General features: G+C 61.9%; 17 protein-coding genes. 10 read left to right on the forward strand and 7 right to left on the reverse strand.

Annotation, left to right across the window (positions count from 1 at the left end; translation table 11 throughout):
• A partial coding sequence (locus VII69_01070) for a hypothetical protein (protein HEY5093688.1) occupies window positions 1-939 on the forward strand: 939 nt, incomplete at its 5' end.
• A 1-nt stretch (window position 940) separates the two neighbouring features.
• Here the strand turns inward: VII69_01070 and VII69_01075 are convergent.
• Window positions 941-1600 carry a hypothetical protein gene (locus VII69_01075; GenBank protein HEY5093689.1) on the reverse strand — a complete coding sequence of 220 codons (660 nt, stop codon included), beginning with the start codon at window positions 1598-1600 and terminating at the stop codon, window positions 941-943.
• A gap of 166 nt (window positions 1601-1766) precedes the next feature.
• Here VII69_01075 and VII69_01080 point away from each other — a divergent pair, with 166 nt between their 5' ends.
• Window positions 1767-2996, forward strand: coding sequence for a choice-of-anchor tandem repeat GloVer-containing protein (locus VII69_01080; GenBank protein ID HEY5093690.1), 1230 nt, complete (start codon window positions 1767-1769; stop codon window positions 2994-2996).
• A 35-nt stretch (window positions 2997-3031) separates the two neighbouring features.
• On the opposite strand, the gene VII69_01085 is transcribed toward VII69_01080, so the two are convergent.
• The 3 genes from VII69_01085 to VII69_01095 are packed head-to-tail and all read right to left on the reverse strand — an operon-like array spanning window position 3032 to window position 5307.
• The gene (locus VII69_01085) at window positions 3032-4219 is read right to left on the reverse strand and encodes a hypothetical protein (protein ID HEY5093691.1); all 1188 of its coding nucleotides are present in this window, start codon (window positions 4217-4219) and stop codon (window positions 3032-3034) included.
• Window positions 4206-4883: a type II secretion system protein gene (locus VII69_01090; protein ID HEY5093692.1), complete on the reverse strand. Its 678-nt coding sequence runs from the start codon at window positions 4881-4883 to the stop codon at window positions 4206-4208. Before VII69_01090 ends, VII69_01085 begins: the two co-directional genes overlap by 14 nt.
• Window positions 4861-5307, reverse strand: a complete 447-nt coding sequence (locus VII69_01095; protein ID HEY5093693.1) for a prepilin-type N-terminal cleavage/methylation domain-containing protein — start codon at window positions 5305-5307, stop codon at window positions 4861-4863. The genes VII69_01090 and VII69_01095 overlap by 23 nt, the downstream gene beginning before the upstream one ends.
• A gap of 105 nt (window positions 5308-5412) precedes the next feature.
• Between VII69_01095 and VII69_01100 the strand changes: the two genes are divergently transcribed.
• Window positions 5413-7839 (forward strand): EAL domain-containing protein, encoded by a 2427-nt coding sequence (locus tag VII69_01100; GenBank protein ID HEY5093694.1) that lies wholly within the window; start codon window positions 5413-5415, stop codon window positions 7837-7839.
• Here VII69_01100 and VII69_01105 read toward each other — a convergent pair.
• Window positions 7836-8378, reverse strand: a complete 543-nt coding sequence (locus VII69_01105) for a YbhB/YbcL family Raf kinase inhibitor-like protein (protein HEY5093695.1) — start codon at window positions 8376-8378, stop codon at window positions 7836-7838. The genes VII69_01100 and VII69_01105 overlap by 4 nt on opposite strands.
• Before the next feature lie 61 nt (window positions 8379-8439).
• Between VII69_01105 and VII69_01110 the strand changes: the two genes are divergently transcribed.
• The 3 genes from VII69_01110 (at window position 8440) to VII69_01120 (ending at window position 11477) form a co-directional block, all read left to right on the forward strand.
• Window positions 8440-9810, forward strand: a complete 1371-nt coding sequence (locus tag VII69_01110; protein HEY5093696.1) for a TIGR01777 family oxidoreductase — start codon at window positions 8440-8442, stop codon at window positions 9808-9810.
• A gap of 279 nt (window positions 9811-10089) precedes the next feature.
• Entirely contained in the window at window positions 10090-11217 is a 1128-nt protein-coding gene (locus VII69_01115; protein ID HEY5093697.1) for a branched-chain amino acid ABC transporter substrate-binding protein, read from the forward strand.
• A complete protein-coding gene (locus tag VII69_01120; protein ID HEY5093698.1) occupies window positions 11214-11477 on the forward strand; it encodes a hypothetical protein in 264 nt (87 codons plus the stop codon). Before VII69_01115 ends, VII69_01120 begins: the two co-directional genes overlap by 4 nt.
• Here VII69_01120 and VII69_01125 read toward each other — a convergent pair.
• Window positions 11474-13096 carry a peptide ABC transporter substrate-binding protein gene (locus tag VII69_01125; protein HEY5093699.1) on the reverse strand — a complete coding sequence of 541 codons (1623 nt, stop codon included), beginning with the start codon at window positions 13094-13096 and terminating at the stop codon, window positions 11474-11476. The genes VII69_01120 and VII69_01125 overlap by 4 nt on opposite strands.
• A gap of 56 nt (window positions 13097-13152) precedes the next feature.
• Between VII69_01125 and VII69_01130 the strand changes: the two genes are divergently transcribed.
• Window positions 13153-14370 carry an MFS transporter gene (locus VII69_01130; GenBank protein HEY5093700.1) on the forward strand — a complete coding sequence of 406 codons (1218 nt, stop codon included), beginning with the start codon at window positions 13153-13155 and terminating at the stop codon, window positions 14368-14370.
• A gap of 87 nt (window positions 14371-14457) precedes the next feature.
• Window positions 14458-14859, forward strand: coding sequence for a cupredoxin family copper-binding protein (locus VII69_01135; protein ID HEY5093701.1), 402 nt, complete (start codon window positions 14458-14460; stop codon window positions 14857-14859).
• A 157-nt stretch (window positions 14860-15016) separates the two neighbouring features.
• On the opposite strand, the gene VII69_01140 is transcribed toward VII69_01135, so the two are convergent.
• On the reverse strand, window positions 15017-17179 hold the full coding sequence (locus tag VII69_01140) for a hypothetical protein (GenBank protein ID HEY5093702.1): 2163 nt from the start codon (window positions 17177-17179) through the stop codon (window positions 15017-15019).
• 63 nt (window positions 17180-17242) lie between these two features.
• Between VII69_01140 and VII69_01145 the strand changes: the two genes are divergently transcribed.
• Both VII69_01145 and VII69_01150 read left to right on the forward strand, forming a co-directional pair.
• Complete coding sequence (locus tag VII69_01145; GenBank protein HEY5093703.1) at window positions 17243-17938, forward strand: MOSC domain-containing protein; 696 nt, start codon at window positions 17243-17245, stop codon at window positions 17936-17938.
• Window positions 17939-17960: 22 nt separating this feature from the next.
• Complete coding sequence (locus tag VII69_01150; protein HEY5093704.1) at window positions 17961-18461, forward strand: hypothetical protein; 501 nt, start codon at window positions 17961-17963, stop codon at window positions 18459-18461.
• Window positions 18462-18465: the final 4 nt, after the last annotated feature.

Raw genomic sequence — 18465 nt, forward strand, 5'->3', positions numbered from 1 at the left:
GCCATCGCCGCCGCACTCACCGCCGTGTCGTGGTCCATATTAGCGCAACCCGTACTAGGGCAAGCATCGCTTGCCCATCCAAACACAACCATTGGCACCTGCAAGATCTTTCCGAACAAAGACCCGTGGAATACCGACATCTCGCAGTACCCGGTGGATCCGCATTCCGCCGACTATCTTGCGAACATGAACTCGGCGATGCACGTGCATCCTGACTTCGGTTCGAATCCCACATATGGCATCCCGTGGATCACGGTGCCCGGATCGCAGCGCTTCTTGCCGATCTCGTTTGACGATCCACAAGAGAGCAACGCGGGCCCGTATCCATTCCCGGCGAACGTGCCGATCGAAAACGGGGATCGCCACGCGATCGTCATCGACAAAGGCACCTGCACGCTCTACGAGACGTACAGCACCGTCTACCTCGGACCGCCGCAGTCGAAAGGGTTCCACGCGTATTCGGGAGCGGTCTTCGATTTGCACGTACGAAATCCGCAACGCACCGACGGCTGGACGTCGGGCGACGCGGCCGGCCTTGCCATTCTTCCGGGCCTTGTGAAGAAATCTGAAGCCGACACGGGCGTCATCGGCCATGCGTTCCGGTTCACGATGGGAAGCACCCAGGCGGCGTTCATCCATCCCGCGCAGCATTGCACGTCGGGATTTCCCCACGGTCAATATCCGTACTACCCGCCGATGGGCCTTCGCTTGCGCCTCAAAGCCGGCTACGATCTCTCGCAATTCACGGGTGACGCGCTCGCGATCGCCGTCGCGCTTAAGAAATACGGAATGCTGCTCGCCGACAACGGGTCCGACTGGTACATCACCGGCGAGACGAACACGAGCTGGGATGACGACAATCTCGACCAGCTGAAGAATATTCCAGGCAACGCCTTTGAAGTGGTTCAGACCGGCCCGGTCATCACCGGCTTTTGTTGAATCACGTCAGCGAAAACGCGACGATCTCTCCGGCTTCGCGATGGTTCGTCAGGAACTCGGAACCGGTCCACACGAGTGAGCGCGCCCGAAAGGGCACCGTCGCCAGATCGAAACCGCCGGCGGCTGTGCCGGACGGATCGAAGCGTTCGAGGTAATAGCTCTCCGTGCTCTCATCCGACGTCGTGAGCAGCGTCAGCGAGCCATCGACGGCGGCGATGCCGCAGATGCCGCGCTGCGCGGTCAACAGCGGCTCAAATCCGGAATCACCCGTCAGCTTGAACACGTGCCGATTGTACCACTGGCTGAGATACAGATCGTGCCCGTCATACGTGATGTACGAGCCTGTGCCGTCGGGGCACCGCACGGGGTCGCGACGCTGACGGCCGTCGAGGTCGTATTCGAACAGGTGCCGGTCCTCGTCTGGGCCGTAGCCGCAAACCGCCCACACTCGATCCTTTGAGGCTGCAAGGCCTATCGCGGTCTCAGATGTAGTAGTCCAATCTTCGAGATGTGACGACGCGAGATCAAGCGTGTGGATCACCCGGTTCGGGCGAAAACTCACCAAGAGCTGCGATCCGAGCACCGCCAGCCCTTGCGGTTCGGGAATGCTTGTCTTATAGCGCCGCAATTCCCGGATCGGGGCCCACGAACGCATGTTCATAGGGCGCCGGGTTTACGACGCATCCCGGCTAAAACCTTGGCGCCTCATTTTAGCGCCGGGCTGGGACATTTTTTTCATCCCGATAATGCGACGTTTGGACGTGGGTTGGGTCTAGGTAAGGCATGTCTCACGCGCGAACGATTTTTGCCACTGAGGAGATGAAAATATGCTTTACAGACGATTTTTGTATTCCGCGAGTATCGCGATCGCGGGCTTCGCCGCGGCGGTGTTTTTGGTGAGCAGCTCGTCGGCTGCGAGCGATTACGCGGTGTTGTATAACTTCACCGGCGGGAACGACGGCGGCAACGGGGCAACTGCATTGACGTTCGACGGAGCGGGTAATGCGTACGGCACTACCGTGACCGGCGGCAACGCCGATTGCGGCACGATCTTCAAACTCGCGCCTCTCGGTCACGGCCAATGGAATGAGACGACGCTCTACAACTTTTCGTGCGGCAATGACGGAAAAAATCCGCACGGCGGTTTGACCTTCGACAGCGTGGGCAATCTGTACGGCACCACGGTCGCCGGCGGCTCCGGTGGTTTCTGCACGGGCGACGGCTGCGGTGTGGTTTTCGAACTGACGCCCAGCGGCGAGCGCGTGCTCTACAATTTCACCGGAAACAATGACGGATTCGGTCCGGGCGGCCAAGTGGTCTTCGACCAAGCCGGCAACTTGTTTGGGACCGCGCCGGACGGCGGATCGCACATGGCAGGCGTGGTGTACGAGCTCACGTTTAGAAACGGCTCGTGGCATCAGAAGGTGATCCACGCCTTCACGGGCGGCGTGGACGGCGCACTGGGCTCACTCGGCGCACTGCTCGTCGACGCGAGCGGCAAATTGTACGGCGTGACCGAAATCGGCGGCTTGCATTCGGCCGGCACCGCGTTCAGACTGGCTCCGCGGCAGGACGGCAGCTACAACTTCACCACGGTGTACGCATTCAACGGTCAACCCGATGCCGGATCTCCATACGGCGGCCTGATTCCCGACGCAGCCGGCAATCTCTACGGAACCACCTACTTCGGCGGGGCGAGCGGTCAAGGGACTGTCTATGAGCTCACGCCCAAGCACGGCGGTTGGACCGAACAAGTGCTGTACAGCTTCAAGGGCGGCAATGACGGCAGTCTGCCGACCTCAACGCTCGTCCTTGACGCAAACGGAAATCTCGACGGCACGACCACGGCGGGCGGCCATCCCCTATGCGACTGCGGCACCGTCTTCCGCCTAAAGCCCAATCCGTGGCGCGAAGTCATTCTGCACCGCTTTGGAAACTCGCGAGACGGCACAAATCCGCTCTACGGTCTTGCGTCAAACGGGAGTCGGAATTTCTTCGGAGCTACCCCCGCCGGCGGTCTGCACGGGCAGGGAGCGATCTTCGAGATCGCGCCGTAACGTTCGGCTGGAAATCATCGCGTGACGTGCGCCGATCAATACTCGGCGTACGTCACGATTTTGACAAGGCCGGTGAGCGCGTGAGTTGGGGGGATCACCGTTGGGTCGTAGACGATTCCACCGGATGAGCCACGGCCCGCAAAAGTCAACGTTCCGAGCGACATCATCGCTCCCGTGAACGTTCCGTAACCATTGAGCGTCGTACCGCCCTTCACTTGCACGTATCCGGCGACATACGATCCATTCGAAAACCTCGCGTTTCCATTCACAACGAGGAGGTTCGGCTTGCTTGAAAACGAGACGAATCCCGACCCGGATTCGGTGAGGTTGCCGTTCACAACCATCGTCCACTGCCCGGTGAACGTGACTCCGTGCGTCGAAAGCGTGAGCGGCCCGTCGTAGAACAATACGCAACCCACGACAATGCCGAGACCCGGGCACGAATAGTTGCTCGAAAGCGACGATCCGGCCGGCACGTAAATATTGGTCGGGCCGCCGAACGTCTGCGTCTGGCTCTTGTAGCTCGCGACCATGAAATCGAATTGGCTCACGGTCGGCAGCGGCACCGTCGGCGCATTGATGGTGCCGGGCGGCAACGAATTCACGGTCCCGCTCGCCGAAGACGTTCCATCAACACCGCCGCTGATGCTCGCGGTGATATTGCCATTCGCGTGGACCGAAGCGCTGTTCGTGCCGCTCGGATCCGATATCGAACGTGGACCATAGCTTCCCTGGATGCCCAACCCCGCGGCTAGCGCTAGGCGCGGATACGTCAATTGCGACGTGTCGACGGTGACGGCAGCTTCGACGGTCGTGGTCCGGCCGCCGCTCGGATCCGATCCGGTGCTGTCGATGATGGCTCCGCCGATCGGCACGAATATTTGGCCACTGCCGTTGATCGGATCGAGAATATGCTGCGTCAGAGCGCCGGGGCCGAGATCAAAGTTCGGATAGATCTTGTACGTGAACGTATATCCGTTCGCCAAAGTGGTCGTACGGCTTGTCGGCGCCAGCAAAGAAACGTCCAGGTCGTCGAGTGCGGCGTTCAGGCCGGCCTCGGCGGCATCGAACACGGAATTCTTGTCCTGCAAGCTATACGTGCTCTTGCTCGCGTCGCTCGCGCTCTCGAGCAACATCACCGCGATGACCGCGAGCATCGCCGCAAAACTGAGGACGTACGGAAGTACGAACCCGCGCTTGAGCCGTGGACTAGTTCCGCGCATATGCGTCCCCTTCGACCGACAGTTCGGCGGTCGAGCCGCCGCTCTGGTTCTGACCTGCAAGCCTGAGGACGACGCGATCGCTCGTCACATCGACCATCGACTGGAGATTCTTTATGCCGAGGGCGACGGTCTCTGCGTTTGCCGACGTCATGGCTTGGTTGACGGCTGCGACGACGTCGCTGTTCAACACCCCCGGATTGACACCCGTCGGGACGTTGGCAGCGCCAAAACCGCTCATCAATGTATTGGTCCCCGACTGATCGGCGGTAAGCCAGTAGACGCTGAATCCGACCCATGCAGGCCGGCCGCTCGAATCCCATGCCGCGCCGCCGGTGCCGTTCGGCCGCGCGGTGAGCATCGCAAGACAAGAGACGTTGGTCGGTATCGCCAGATTCGACGCAGGGGAACAATTCAGCGCGCCGCCGGCGCCGGTGCAGACAAAAATTCCGTTCGGATCGCTCTGCCGTGCGTCGCGTTGCATCCGATAGAGCGTCGAGTCCATCGTCTGGATCTCTTGGAGCGAAGCATGCTCGGCTTGCGATGCCGACAACATCGGCCGGCAGAGCGCGACGACGAGGCTCCCGACAATGCCGGCGATGCCGCACACGACGAGGATCTCGATCAGCGTCGCGCCGCGAATGTTAGAACCCGGCTTGCGACGCAATGTAGCTCTCCACGACGGCACTCTGCGCGGGCCCGCTCGGACCCCAAGCCACGGTGACCGTACAATCGTAGCTGAAGAGCGAACGCGCAGTACAATTTGGTATCATGACGAAGTTGATGACCGCCGGCGACGTCCTGTCCGACACGAAGCCGTAGCCTTGATCGATCGCGATAACCGGTGCTGCCGGAAGACCCGTGATGGAACCGGACGATTTCACGTACTGCCTGATGCTGTCGAGATAGCTTTGTCCTGCGGAGACAGCTTGGACTCGCACTGAATCTTGTTTCGTGAATGCGTACGATGCCGGCACCGAGCCGATGAGCATCAAGACCACGATGAGCAGCACGGACATAGCCACCATCGCCTCGACGAGGCTAAAGCCGCGAAAAGACTTCGCGCGAAGCAAAGCCGATGATGCTCCCATATCTAGTTGACCCTTATGCGGGATACGTTGTTACACGTCACTCATACAGTGTTAGCAGTCATATGCGTTCGTAACGTTCCGGTGGATGCGGCGTCTAATGCATAGATGAAGAATACACGCAGGCCTTTGGCCGAATTGCGCCGTTCGGCGCAGCAACGTCTGTTGATCGCTTACGCCGGTGTGATCGTCGTCACTACCGCCGCGCTCTGGGGCGGCGGCGCGTGGGTGGCCGAATCGCTAGCGCTGCAAGCGGCGAGCCAGTCGAGCGCGGCGTCTGCAAGCTCCGAGCTGAGCTGCGCCAATCAGATCCTCGGATACGGCGTGGACATCGGTTCAGCGCCGTCCGGTTCGCTGCCGATGCAGTTGGTCGTGGACCTGCAGCAATCCGTACGGCGCTGCGATGATGCGTTGCAAGAGACGACTCGCGCGGCTGCCGGCATGAGCCTCGATCAGGCCGACCGATCCACGCTCGAACGATTCTCGCTGCAAGTCGACGCGTCACACGGCGAGATGTCGGCGACGACAAGTCAAGTCATCGCACAGACGCAGAGCGGCGACCCGGCTCAGCACGCACTGATCGGCGCCGCAGTCACGAGGCTTGCGACCAAGGTCGCCACATTCGTCGACGCCGCGCGGGCGCAAGCCGCGTTTTTCAGCGACATCTCCGGAACGGCCCTTGTGAACGGCCGGCTACGCCTCGTCACGATCGCGTGCACCGTGATCGGCATCGTGATCTTCGGGTTCATCGCGTTCATCGCACCGCTGCATCGTAGAACCGCAGCGCTGATCGAGTCGACGTTCCGTTCGCAAGAACAGGACCGGCGCCTGGATTCCGACATCGCACGCCACATCGCCGAGCGCGATCGAAACGAAGCCGAAGCGCAATTCAAAGCATTGTTCCAGCAGTCGTCGGTGGGGGTTGTGTTGTGCGGCCTGGATGGCCGTATCATGGAGACGAACGCCGCGCTGCAAGGCATGCTGGGATACACGTCGCACGAGCTGCGGACCTTGCATTTCAGCGCGCTGACCGGCGACCCGGACGACGGTCCCGCGAATGCAAACGGCGACGGTGAGCGGCTCTTGCGCCGCAAAGACGAGTCCCGGCTTTGGGTCGAGCAGACGACGACGCCTGCTATCGCCAGCGATGACCGGATCGTCGCGGTCATCCGCATGATCCAGAACATCGAAAGCCGCAAGAAAGCCGAAAATCGCCTGCACTTCGACGCGACTCACGACGCTCTCACCGGTCTCCATAACCGCCGGCACTTCGACGACGCTATAGATGAAGCGGTCAACGTGGGCCGAATGGCTCATGGATCATGCTTCGCCGTGATCATGATCGATCTCGACGGCTTCAAGTACATCAACGATACGCGCGGCCACGCGGTAGGCGATGCGGCGCTTGCGGAGGTGGGCCGCCGTTTGGGATCCTGTGATGGGCCAAACGTGCTCATCAGCCGCTACGGCGGCGACGAGTTCACGGCGATCTTATCGGGCGTCCGCACCGTCGATACGGCGATTGCTCTCGCGCAGGCGATTCAAAGCGCACTGCAGGAGCCGATGGCGATTCAAGGCACGCGAGTGCTCATGTCCGCGAGCGTCGGCATTTGCCTCTGGAGCGCCGAGTTCGCCGATGGCGACGCCCTCTTGCAAGCTGCCGACAGCGCGGTCTACAAAGCGAAGTCCGCGGGCCGGGGGCGATGGGCCGTGTACGACACGTCGATGGCGAAGGACGACCGGTACCGCCGCGCGGTGGGCGCTAATCTTCGCGAGGCTTTGGACAACGGACAGCTCGACATCGCATTTCAACCGATCGTCACACTCCGCGACCGCACGTGCATAGGATTTGAGGCGCTCGCCCGTTGGAACCACCCCACACTTGGACCGGTTCCACCGACGGTGTTCATCACGGTCGCCGAAGAGATGGGTCTCGTCGGTGAGGTCGGAGAGTGGATGTTGCGGCAGGCTTGTCAACAATTGGCCGAATGGCGAAGCCGCTTCGGCGTCACCAACATCAAAGTAAACGTGAACGTCTCTCCGCAACAGATGGCGGATCCGGATTTTGCATCACTCGTGGCTGCAGCGCTACGCCAAGCCGATCTCGAACCGAAGCACATCGCGCTTGAGCTCACCGAGACGGCGATCTTCGATTCGAGAGGACAGGGCAGCAAAACGCTCGCGGCGCTGCGCCGCATCGGCACTCCGATCTTGCTGGATGATTTCGGAACCGGTTTTTCGTCGCTCACGCATCTGCAGAAGGTCCGCATGGATGCGCTGAAGATCGATCAATCGTTCGTACGCGGCGAGGACGGCGGGTTGGCGTCGCCGCCGATCGTCGAGACTCTCATCGCGCTCGCAAAAACGCTCGGCATCGACGTCGTCGCCGAGGGTGTGGAGACCGAACAGCAGGCAGCGCAGCTTCGTGCGTTGGGTTGCGAGGCTGCGCAGGGATTTCTCTTCGCACGCCCGCTCTCGGCCGCGGATGCGATCGGCTATCTATTAGAACGATCCAAGATAGCGGCCGCGTCTTAGGGGCGACCGTAGCGGCCGGTGAGCGTCGTGCTTCCAAGCACGTGTTTGGCGATGAGCGCCTTTAATCCAGGCCCGTTGGTCTTCGCAGTCGCACTGCCGGCATGCGTTTCATCCAAGGCATAGAGCGTGAAGATATAGTGGTGAGCGCCACTGCCGACCGGCGGACATGGCCCGCCATAACCTGGTTTTCCGAAAGAAGTGGTGCCTTCCACGCTTGCCGCCGGCGCGGCCGCCTGCTTTGTGCTTCCGGCGCCCTGGGCTAGTGAATTCGCGGATGCGGGAATATCGAAGAGCACCCAGTGCCACCAGCCGCCCCGAACCGGCGCGTCGGGATCCCAGACCGTCAACGCAAAGCTTTTCGTTCCGGCGGGCGCGCCGGACCAATGCAGCGCCGGTGAGACGTCGTCTCCCGTGCATGCCATGCCGTTGAAGACGAACGTCTTTCCGAGCGTGCCGCCGTCGTGGAAATCCGTGCTCGAAAGAGTGAACGGTGAGGCGGCCATGGCGCCGGCTGTCAAAAGGGCGAATAGTGTATTCATAATTCTCGAATCGTTGTACGGCGCGGCAGGTCGCGCCTTCCACCCGCGGTAATCACGAAATATGAAAAAAGTCGCGGTGACCGGCGCGTCGGGCTTCGTGGGCCGCGCGGTCGTCCATGCGCTCGCGCGCCGCGGCGACAGCGTGCTGGCGTTGGGCCGCTCGGCGAATATTGCAGGGCTTCCGCCAAGCGTCCGAACCGCCAAATACGATCCTAACAATCCCGCGTCGCATCCGGAGATATTCGAAGGCATGGACGCCGTGGTCCATCTCGCCGGCGAAACCGTCGACGGGCGCTGGAGCCCAGCGAAAAAACGTGCCATCTATGATTCGCGCGTTCTCGGCACGCGGAATCTCGTCGCGTCGCTTGCCAAGTGTTCGCTCGCGCGGCCGACGGTGCTCGTAAGCGGCTCGGCCATCGGGTACTACGGCTCTCGCGGCGACGAAGTGCTCGACGAATCGTCATCGCCCGGCACCGACTTCATGGCCGATCTCGTCAAGCGTTGGGAAGCGGAGGCCGACGGCGCCGAAGCGCTCGGCTTGCGCGTCGCCAAGATCAGAGTGGCATTTGTGATCGGTGACGGCGGTGCCGTGAAAAAGCTCTTGCCGCCGTTCAAGGCGTTCATCGGCGGTCCGTTCGGCAGCGGCGGAATGTGGTTCCCATGGATGCATCTTGAAGACACCGCCAACTTATTTCTTCTTGCGGTCGATCGCGACGATGCGCGCGGCCCGATCAACGCCGTCTCCCCGGATCTCGCGACCAACATGCGATTCGTGCAGGCGCTTGGCCACGCCATACGGCGGCCGGCATTCATGCCGGTGCCGCCGCCGGCGCTCAAACTCATCGTTGGAGAGTTCGCCGACACCGTGCTCGGCAGCCAGCTCATCCTGCCGCGCAGAGCATCGGAACTCGGCTTTGTTTGGAAACACGAGATGTTGGAGGAGGCCTTGCTCGATGTTCTTGCGCCGGCCGAGCACCGGACTCCGGCCACGCACGAACTCACTTCCGAAATCGTCGTGCAGCGCCCGCTCGCGCAAACGTGGCAATTCTTTTCCGACCCAGGTAATCTCGCGCAGATAACGCCGCCGGCCACGCAGCTCGAATTGATGGACGCTGTGCCGCAATTGCGGCAAGGCGCTACCCTCGACTATACGATGAAGGTTCGCGGTCTGTGGGTGAAATGGAGGACGTTGATCACCGTTTGGGATGTCGAACGGCGTTTTGTCGACTATCAGGTGCGGGGACCGTATGCGCTATGGCGTCATACCCACGAATTTGAGTCCGGTCCGGATGGAAGCACCGTGGTGCGCGACCGAGTGCGGTATTCATTGCCGTGGGCGCCGATCGGGAACGTCGCATTGCCGTTCGTGCGCCGCAGCCTCGCGGAAATCTGGTCCTACCGCCGACACAAGATTTCCGAGCTGTTCTCGTGAAGAGTGGACGGCGTGTTAGCCGATGCGGACGCCCCAACCCATGAAGGAACCGGCGCTCGCCGAAGTCATGATCACAGTAGATTTGGTGTTCGTCACGATCAGGGGATTCGTCATCTTGTTCTCCTCGCCCGGTCTCTGCCGGAGCCTCATGTGCGTTACGTAAATCATTACTCATTCGACTTCAAAAAGTTACAAGCCGTTACCGCAGCAGCATTGTGCCTTTTCTCGAGTGCATGCGGCGTTCACGGCAATTCAGCTGGGACGACAGAGAAAACGGTCGTGATCGGCGCGGATTTCGCCACAAGCGGCACCGATGCCGCAGCGGGCGTTCCCACACAAAATGGCGTCGAACTGGCGGTGGAAGACGAGCAAAAGAAGGGATTGCCGGGCGGATATTCCTTGCGACTAGACACGCTTGACGACAGCATCGGCGGCGTGCACAACCCGGAACAAGGTGCGTTAAACGTTCAGACCTTTGTCGCAGACCCGGATGTCCTTGCCGTCATCGGACCGCAGAATTCGAACGTCGCACGGGCTGAGATACCCGTCTTGAACGCGGCAAAACTCGCACTCATCTCGCCGTCCTCCACATCTATCAGTCTGACCGACGACGCTTCAGGCGCGAGCTCGCTGCGCCAGACACATCCCGAACTTCGCAATTTCTTCCGCACGGTGATGCGCGACGATATGCAGGGCGCGGCCGATGCCCAATTCGCGTATCGCACGCTAGGTGCGCGCCGGGCGTACGTCATCGACGATAACGAATCGTACGGCAAAGGTCTCGCCGACGTCTTCGTGCCGTCGTTTCAAAAGCTCGGCGGCACGGTCGTCGATCGTGCCCATCTCACAAAAGGTCAGCAAGATTTCATCGCGTTGCTGACGTCTGCCGCTTCCAACAAACCAGACCTGATTTTTTATGGCGGCGTGGTGAGCACGGGCGGCGCGCAGTTGCGCCGCCAGATGTTGAAGTTAGGCATGACCGCGAAGTACATGGGCGGCGACGGCTTGAAAGACCCCGGCTTTCTCGCCGCCGGCGGAGCTGCGGCCGACGGCACCTACTGCTCGCAAGGCGCACCGAATCTTTCAAAGCTTCCCGAGGCGAAAGATTTCCTAGCGGCATACGCAGCTCGTTTTCCCGGCCAACTCCTGGGGACGTATAGTGCCAACGCGTACGCGGCCGCCGAAGTGGCCATCGATGCCATTCGCGGATTGATGGAGCGAAACGGCGGCGTGGCTCCGTCGCGCGAGGAAGTGCTGCGCGCCATCGCGTCGTCGACCACCTCGAATACGCCGATAGGGCCGATCTCGTTCAACAAGCTCGGTGACGTGACCACGCCGGTGGTGAGCATGTGGGTTGTGCGCAACGGTCAGTTCGTGTTCTTGTCACAGGAACGGGCCCAGCTATGACCGGCGACAAGCTCGCTTCCGTTCGCCCGGTGATGGAGAAGCTTGGTTTCGCGCCGGAATTCGTCGAAAAAAACGTTTTGGCGCGCACGGGCAACGTCACGGTGTCGGAAATCGCGATGCTCTGGCAGGGCATGCCGAACAAACACGATCGCAAACGCACGAGGGCGATGTTCGACGCGCTTGCGGAAGCGGGATTCCTTCAATTGCAAGACGATGACGGCGGCGTGTTCTCGGTGGTCGAATCAACGCCTGAGCGCTAGCGGCGCAGACTCCATTGCCACGCGTTCCACGTCGGCGAAAAAGGACTTGGCGACAGGCCTTGTAATGCAGGTTGCGCGGCGAACCCGTACTTGGGCGCGTAGAGAAAATCGTACGGGACATCCTGCGCTAACGCGTGCTGGACACGCGAGTACAGCGACGTGCGAATGGCTTGGGATGTTGCCGCGAGTGCCCGCCTTTCCAAATCATCGACTTGGGCGCTGCAATAGCCGGCGTAGTTCGACACGCCACCGCAGGCCACGATATTCGAATCGTCGGGATCCGCGCCTGTGCGCCAGGCGATGTACGCCATATCGAACGTACCGGAGAGAAGCAATCCGCCTTCGGTCTTCGGCAGATAGAATTGGGCGACGGAGATCTTCTTCACGTCCACCGATATCCCGCGGTCGCGCAGCATGGCCTGGACGTATTCGGCGGTGCGCACGGCGGTGTCACCTTCGGGAAACGTCACGAATTCCAGGCTGAGGAGCGCGCCGTTCTTGCGCCGGAGGCCGTCGGCACCGCGCAGCCACCCCAGCGCGTCGAGCGAGCGATCGGCCGACGAGGTGTCAAATGCCGGAAGCTTTGCGGTGGCGTCGTAAGCCCACGAGAAGAGCGGCTGGTCGCTGTCGGTCACCGGGTATTGCCCGCTCGTGATCCCAGCGCTCAATCGTCTGCGATCGATCGCCATCGCCACCGCGCGCCGCATGCGGACATCATCGAACGGCGCTTTGCGACAGTTGAACGCGATCGCGCCGAAGCCGGCAAACGGCGCGTAGACGATCTTCAAGTTCGAGTCCGGCCCGAGCGCTAAGCGCTGCGCCGGCGACAACAGCGACCAGTCGAGCTGACCGCCTCGCAGCATCACGAGATCGGTGTTGATGTCCGGCACCTCGCGCGCCACGATTGTCTTCGCCCGAGGCACGCCTCTGAAGTAGCGTGGATTGCTTCTAAATGTCAGTTCTTCGCCACGCTTCCATGTCGTGAGCGCGTACGGCCCGGTTCCGATCGGATGCTGATTGAAGGATGACGTGCGCAGCGGCCCCTTGCCTTCGAGGAGGTGCGCGGGCAGTATCTCCATCGGCGTTGCGCCGTACGTGAAAAGCGTCGCGACCGCCGGCGCCCACGCATGACGCAGATGGACCACCGCCGTAAATGTATCCGGCGTGTCGACCTCGGTGATGAGATCGTAGCCGTGAGTTGAGGGCACGTCATTTCGTTTGTCGACGATGGCCTGCGCCGTGAAGCGCACGTCGCGTGCCGTGAAAGGCGCGCCGTCCTGCCACACCACACCGCGCCGCAAGCGATAGACGATCGTCCGGCCGTCGGCGCTCACGCCCCCGTTGGCGACGGTCGGCACGGATGTCGCCAAATCCGGGATCAGCTTGCCTTTGTCATCCACATCGAGCAAGAGATCGAACATGAGGCGCGCGATTTGATGCTCGTCGTCGTTCTGCGCGAGGATAGGGTTGAGCGAGTGCGGATCTTCGGAGATGTTGAACGCGATCGTCTGGCCGCCGTGGCGCCCGCCGTTGTGCGCTCGCAGCGACGACGGCGCGCGGGCGCATCCTGCCGTCATCACGACAAGGATGAGCGCGGCGAAGATACGCCATGTTCTCACGGCGAGGGCGTTCGACCAGGGAAGGCCAGCTTCTTTGCGCGCGCGAACGGGCGGCCATGACGCCGCAAACGCGTGAGCCTAATGCGCTGCCGGAAACTCCCTGGCTTACGCGCACCGTCCTTGCGCTCAGTATCGCAAGCCTGCTGTCGGACGCGTGTTACGAATCCATCATCCCATTGCTGCCCGCGCTCGTCGCTTCGTTGGGCGGCGGTGCGCTTGCGCTCGGAGCCATCGAAGGCCTCGCGGACGCTCTCGCAGCCGGATTCAAATTGTGGGGCGGCCAGCTCGCCGACCGCACGAAATATCGGCGCCTGCTCGCCGGATCGGGATATCTCGGCGTCGGAATTTTCATGCCCGCCATCGCGCTTGCGCACTCGATCGTCGGGGTCGGCGCATTGCGCGCCGCAGCGTGGCTCGCGCGCGGATTCCGAAGCCCGATCCGAGATACGCTGCTCGTCGACGACACGAACCAACGCTTTGTGAATCGCGCCTTTGGCTTTCAACGTGGCCTCGACTCGGTCGGCGCGGTCATCGGACCCGCGGTCGCGATGATATTGCTGGCGAATCACGTGGCAATCGCAACAGCCATCGGATTTGGGATCATTCCTGGCGTGCTCGCGGGATCGATGTTTCTCTTCGTGCGCGAAAAACCGCGAACCGTGCCGCCGCGCGAGCCGTTGCACCTCGTGCTCGCAGGATTGCCGCAAAGATTCAAGCTCTATCTGCTCGGAGCCGGCGTCTTCGGTCTTGGAAACTTCTCAGCCACACTTCTCGTGCTCGCCGCCATCCGTGCGCTGACGCCCGCAGTGGGCGTCGGCCCGGCGCTCGTGTACTCGAGCGCGATGTACTTGGGCCACAACATCATCAATGCATCGCTCACGTATCCGCTCAGCGTGCTGAGCGAGCGGCTGGGAAGCGGACGCCTGCTCGTGCTCGCGTTCGCGCTCTACGTTTGCGTCTGCGGAGTATTGGCAGTCGGGTCGGCTTCCGTTGTCGCGATCGGCGTCTGTTTTGCGCTTGCCGCAGTCGCAATATCGATCGTCGAACCGATGGAAGGCACCTTCGCGACCGAGCTCTTACCCGCAGCAACCCGTGGGACGGGGTTTGGAGCGCTCGCCGCCGTGAACGGTATCGGCGATTTTGTGTCAAGCGCGGGGGTCGGAGCGCTCTGGCAGCTCGCAGGCCCGTTGGTCGCATTCGTCGCAGCAGGCCTCGTCTGCACCGTTGGAATCGTCCTCGTGGCGCCGGTCGCTTGGAAGCGCTCTGCCGCATGAATTAAACGTGAAAGCACGACGTGTTTGACGGAATGATGAACCGTCCGCAGCCGCCGAAACGTATAGCACTTGAAAGGAGACGCCCACATGTCCGATTCTCGCAACCCGATGCGCGCCGCGCTCGCCGCGACGGCGATCGTCGCCGCTGTACTGACCTTCGCGGTCACCGGTCGCACCGATCCAATGAGTCAGGCCACCGCCACCCCAGGGCCCACGGCCGCGCCGGTCGCCGTGAAAATAACCAACTTCGCGTTTTCACCGCAAAAGGTCGTCATTCCGGTCGGCGGGTCGGTGACATGGACCAACAACGACGACGTCGCTCACACGGCCACCGCAACCGACAGCAGCTTCGATTCCGGAAATTTGGCCAATGGCCAATCGTGGACCAAGACGTTTACCAAGGCCGGAAAATACTCGTACATCTGCACGTATCATCCTAATATGACCGGCACGATCATCGTACAGGCGCCGGCTTCGCCGTCTCCGTAGCGCGGCTTGTAGGAAGGCAAGCATCGCTTGCCCATCTGTGGGGCCGACCTTTATGGTTGGCCTCGCGTTTTTTATTTGCGCCACCGGCTTCTCGTACTAGGGTGAGCATCGCTCACCCAGTTATTGCTTGGCAGTAGTTTGCGTCACGCTGCGCGTGCTAGAACGACCACGCGCGCAACGTTTGCGTCAAGTGCCACGCTCCGCCGTTATCGCGCTGCCACCGCTCGGTATCGCCATGACCGCGCAGCGGCGCCGACCACACGGATCGCACAACCACCAAAAAATCGCCGTCGATCGACGCAGTCACGACGCCTAGCGGGAGCGGTTGCGCGCCGAACTCTGCTTGCCACACACGCTCGCCCGCCAGAGAGCGTATCGTTGCGGAACTCGCGAAGTTCTTGGCGCCCGAAATATTGGTGGCCAATGCCGGGAGCCGATCGCCCGTTGACGATTCAAGCTCGCGTACGGTTTTTTCTAGCATCGCCGGATCGCCGAGCGACTCCGTCGCCGACGTGCCTGAATCGCCGGCGGCCCGAACCCGGGTATATGCATTTAATCCCGCACCGTCCATCGCGAATAACGCCGTCGCATCGAGCCGGAATGCGGACAACGCGCCTTGGTCTGCCTGCGAGCGACCCGGTGTCGCGCCCCACACCAAATAAGTTCCCGACGACAACCGTGCGAAAAACATCTGCTCGCCATCGTACGAACCGCCGGTCGGATAGCTTACCGGACTTGATTCATCGCCAAGCGCGGCAATGCAGATCATCGACGTGCCGCGCCACGATTTAGTGAGTGCAACCCAGAGGCCCGATTGATCGGCACCGACCGCGCCGGGTGAGCCGTCCAAGGCGTATCGAACGTGCCAGTGCGAGCCGTCGCCTGAAGCCCAAAGGGTTGCAACGGTAGGGCCGGGGCGAGCGATGCTCGCCCTAGTACTTAGAACGCCCGCACTTAGAACGCCCGTACTTGGAACGCCCGCACTTGGAACGCCCGCACTTGAAGTACTCACCGGGGAGGCGCCCCAAAGAGTGCCGTCATCGGAGCGCGTGAGCACTGCGAATGGGAAAACGGGTGGTTGCGCTATCGTGAACACCGCGTTCGAATCGCCGCGATACACGCGTCCGAGATACGACGCGATCCATCCCGAGTTCGAACCTTGCCCTGCTGGATACACCCGCCACTGAAGCAACGCCGAATCGAGCGCGCCGGCGTCAGGCTGAAGCGGCGGCCATAAAGCGGCCTGACCGTCGTGAGCGGACGATGCAAGCGATGACAGCAGGCGCTTCGGGTCGCTATATCCCGGCGGCATACGCATTTGCAGGGTCACGAACCGGCCGCCGCGCCGCACGGTGAGCAGTAGGTTCTCCGGCCACGCGAGAAAGAGCCCGCCGTCGTCGAGCGCTCCCAAACCGTCGCCGACGGAGTACGCAGGATCGTCGGGCATCGGCGGATAGAAATACGAGACCAAGTCGTGCGTCGCCGCGACGACGCGCGTCAACCCGTGCGAGAACGCGAAGTATGCAGTGCCATCGCGATACGCGCCTTGATATACCGTGCTCGCAAGCGGATGAATGGCGACGAGCTGCCGTCCAAATGCATCGTCGAATCGCGGCGCGAGCGCGTCAGACGCACCGGCTCTATCCATCGTGGCAGATCCATTCGCGTGCGAATCGACCCACGCCAGATTCTCGCCCAGCAGTGCGAATCGTCCGCCCGGTGCTACGCCCGTCACCCGCAACCGTCGCGCGCCGATCTCGCGGGCCACGAAGCGGCCGTCGCTTTGACGATACACCGTCAATCGATCGGAGGTCTCGGGAGAAACCGCAGTCAGGTCGCCGCGCACCGATTGATCGGTCGAAAACCGGAATGTCGAGGGTGCGGGGACACGCGCTTGCGACACATTCACATCTACTAGATCGTCGCCGTCGCGGAACTCGATGGAGTCGGATCCCGTCCAGCGCACGCTTCGCACCACGCCATCGATGCTCAGCTGCGTGAGTCTGAGTCGCGGTACATCGAGCAAGAACGCTTGCGTAGGATCCATTCGTTGCGGATCGCCGAAGACGGCGCTCCCAGGAAACACCACGACGAAGACCGCGCGCGTTCCGCTCGCGTCGAACGCTGCGTCTCCCACGATCGCACCGGGCGCGAGGCCGAGCGGCAGCGCATATAGATGAAGATAGGCGCCGCCCGCAAGCCGGAGCGTCGTCTGCGGCGAAAGCACTGCCGCCCAGGCTGCGCCGCTGCCGGCAAGTGTAAGAGTAGTTGCGACGAGCGCAACGCAAACCGCCCGTAGTTGGCCGCTGCCGGGATTCATACGTGCGCCTACGACTGCCGTCCGGCGAGGCCCTTTGCGCGCCTGCGCGGAATCGCAGTCGTCATGCGCGTTACGCAGTTGTGGCGCTATCCGGTCAAATCCATGCGCGGCGAACTACTCTTGTCCACACGTTTCGAGCGCGGCGGCATTCCGTTCGACCGCCGCTATGCGCTTCTCGACGAAACCCCGCAATCGGCCCATCGCGGCAAAGCCACTACCGCAACCCAATTTCCGGCTATGCTCGGATACGGAGCTCGCGTCACTGACGACTCGGTCGTCGTTCGCCTGCCGGACGGCGCTGTGACCGGCATCACCGAGGCGGCGGTTGCGGAGCGCCTCTCACAGGACACCGGTCTTCGCTTGGCGCTGATCGACGCACCGGACGGCACTAACCACGACGAAGCCGATGTCCTGGTCATCAACGAAGCCTCGGTCCGCCAACTCGCGCTCGAGTGGGGACAGCCCGTCGACGCGCGCCGGTTCAGGCCGAACGTCGTCGTCGGTGGCGGCAGCGCGTTTGAGGAAGAAGCGTGGGTCGGACGCAAGCTCCGTGTGGGCAGCACCGTGCTGGACGTCGCATCGTCGTGCGTCCGCTGCTCGATAACAAACGTGGATCCCGAAACGCTTGCCTCCGATCCCTCGTTTCTAAAGATGATAGCGCAGTTGCACCGCGCATGTTTTGGTGTGTACTGCGCGGTCTCCGAGCCGGGATATGCCGGCGTCGGCGACGAGTGCGCGCTGTTGCCCGCAGGGGCATAACTGCCGCACGGAAAGACGTGATATGATAGGTAACTTCGAACGAGTATCATTCAGGAGAACGATCACCGCGCTCGCCGCGACCTGCGCGATGTTGGCGCCATTTTCGGCCGGAGCACAAGACCTGCCGTTCAAGCCGCCCAAGGGATGGGTCGAGGTAGCTGTGCCCAAGGGCCTCATCGGGAAATGGGTCCAGCCGGGCACCGACACCTTTCATCAGAACCTGAGCGTGTACGCGCATACGTATAGCGGAACGCTCGCGCAATACTACGCCATCGACATCAAATCTCTGAAATCGCACTATCCAGGCGGCGATCTCGCGGTCAGCCAAGATACGACCGTGTGCGGATATCACGCAGCGAAATACATCTCGTACGGGCTTGACACGTCGGCAGGGGCGCTGATCATCGAGCAGATGATAACGGTGAACAATTCGGTCGCGTACGTCGTCACCTACGTCCGTCTGGCGAGTGAGGCCTCGGACCCGGCCGCCCGCCAATCGATGACGACGATGTGCGGGATCTAGATTG

This window comes from Candidatus Eremiobacteraceae bacterium (assembly GCA_036511855.1).
In the GTDB taxonomy this organism is placed as follows: Bacteria; Vulcanimicrobiota; Vulcanimicrobiia; order Eremiobacterales; family Eremiobacteraceae; genus JABCYQ01.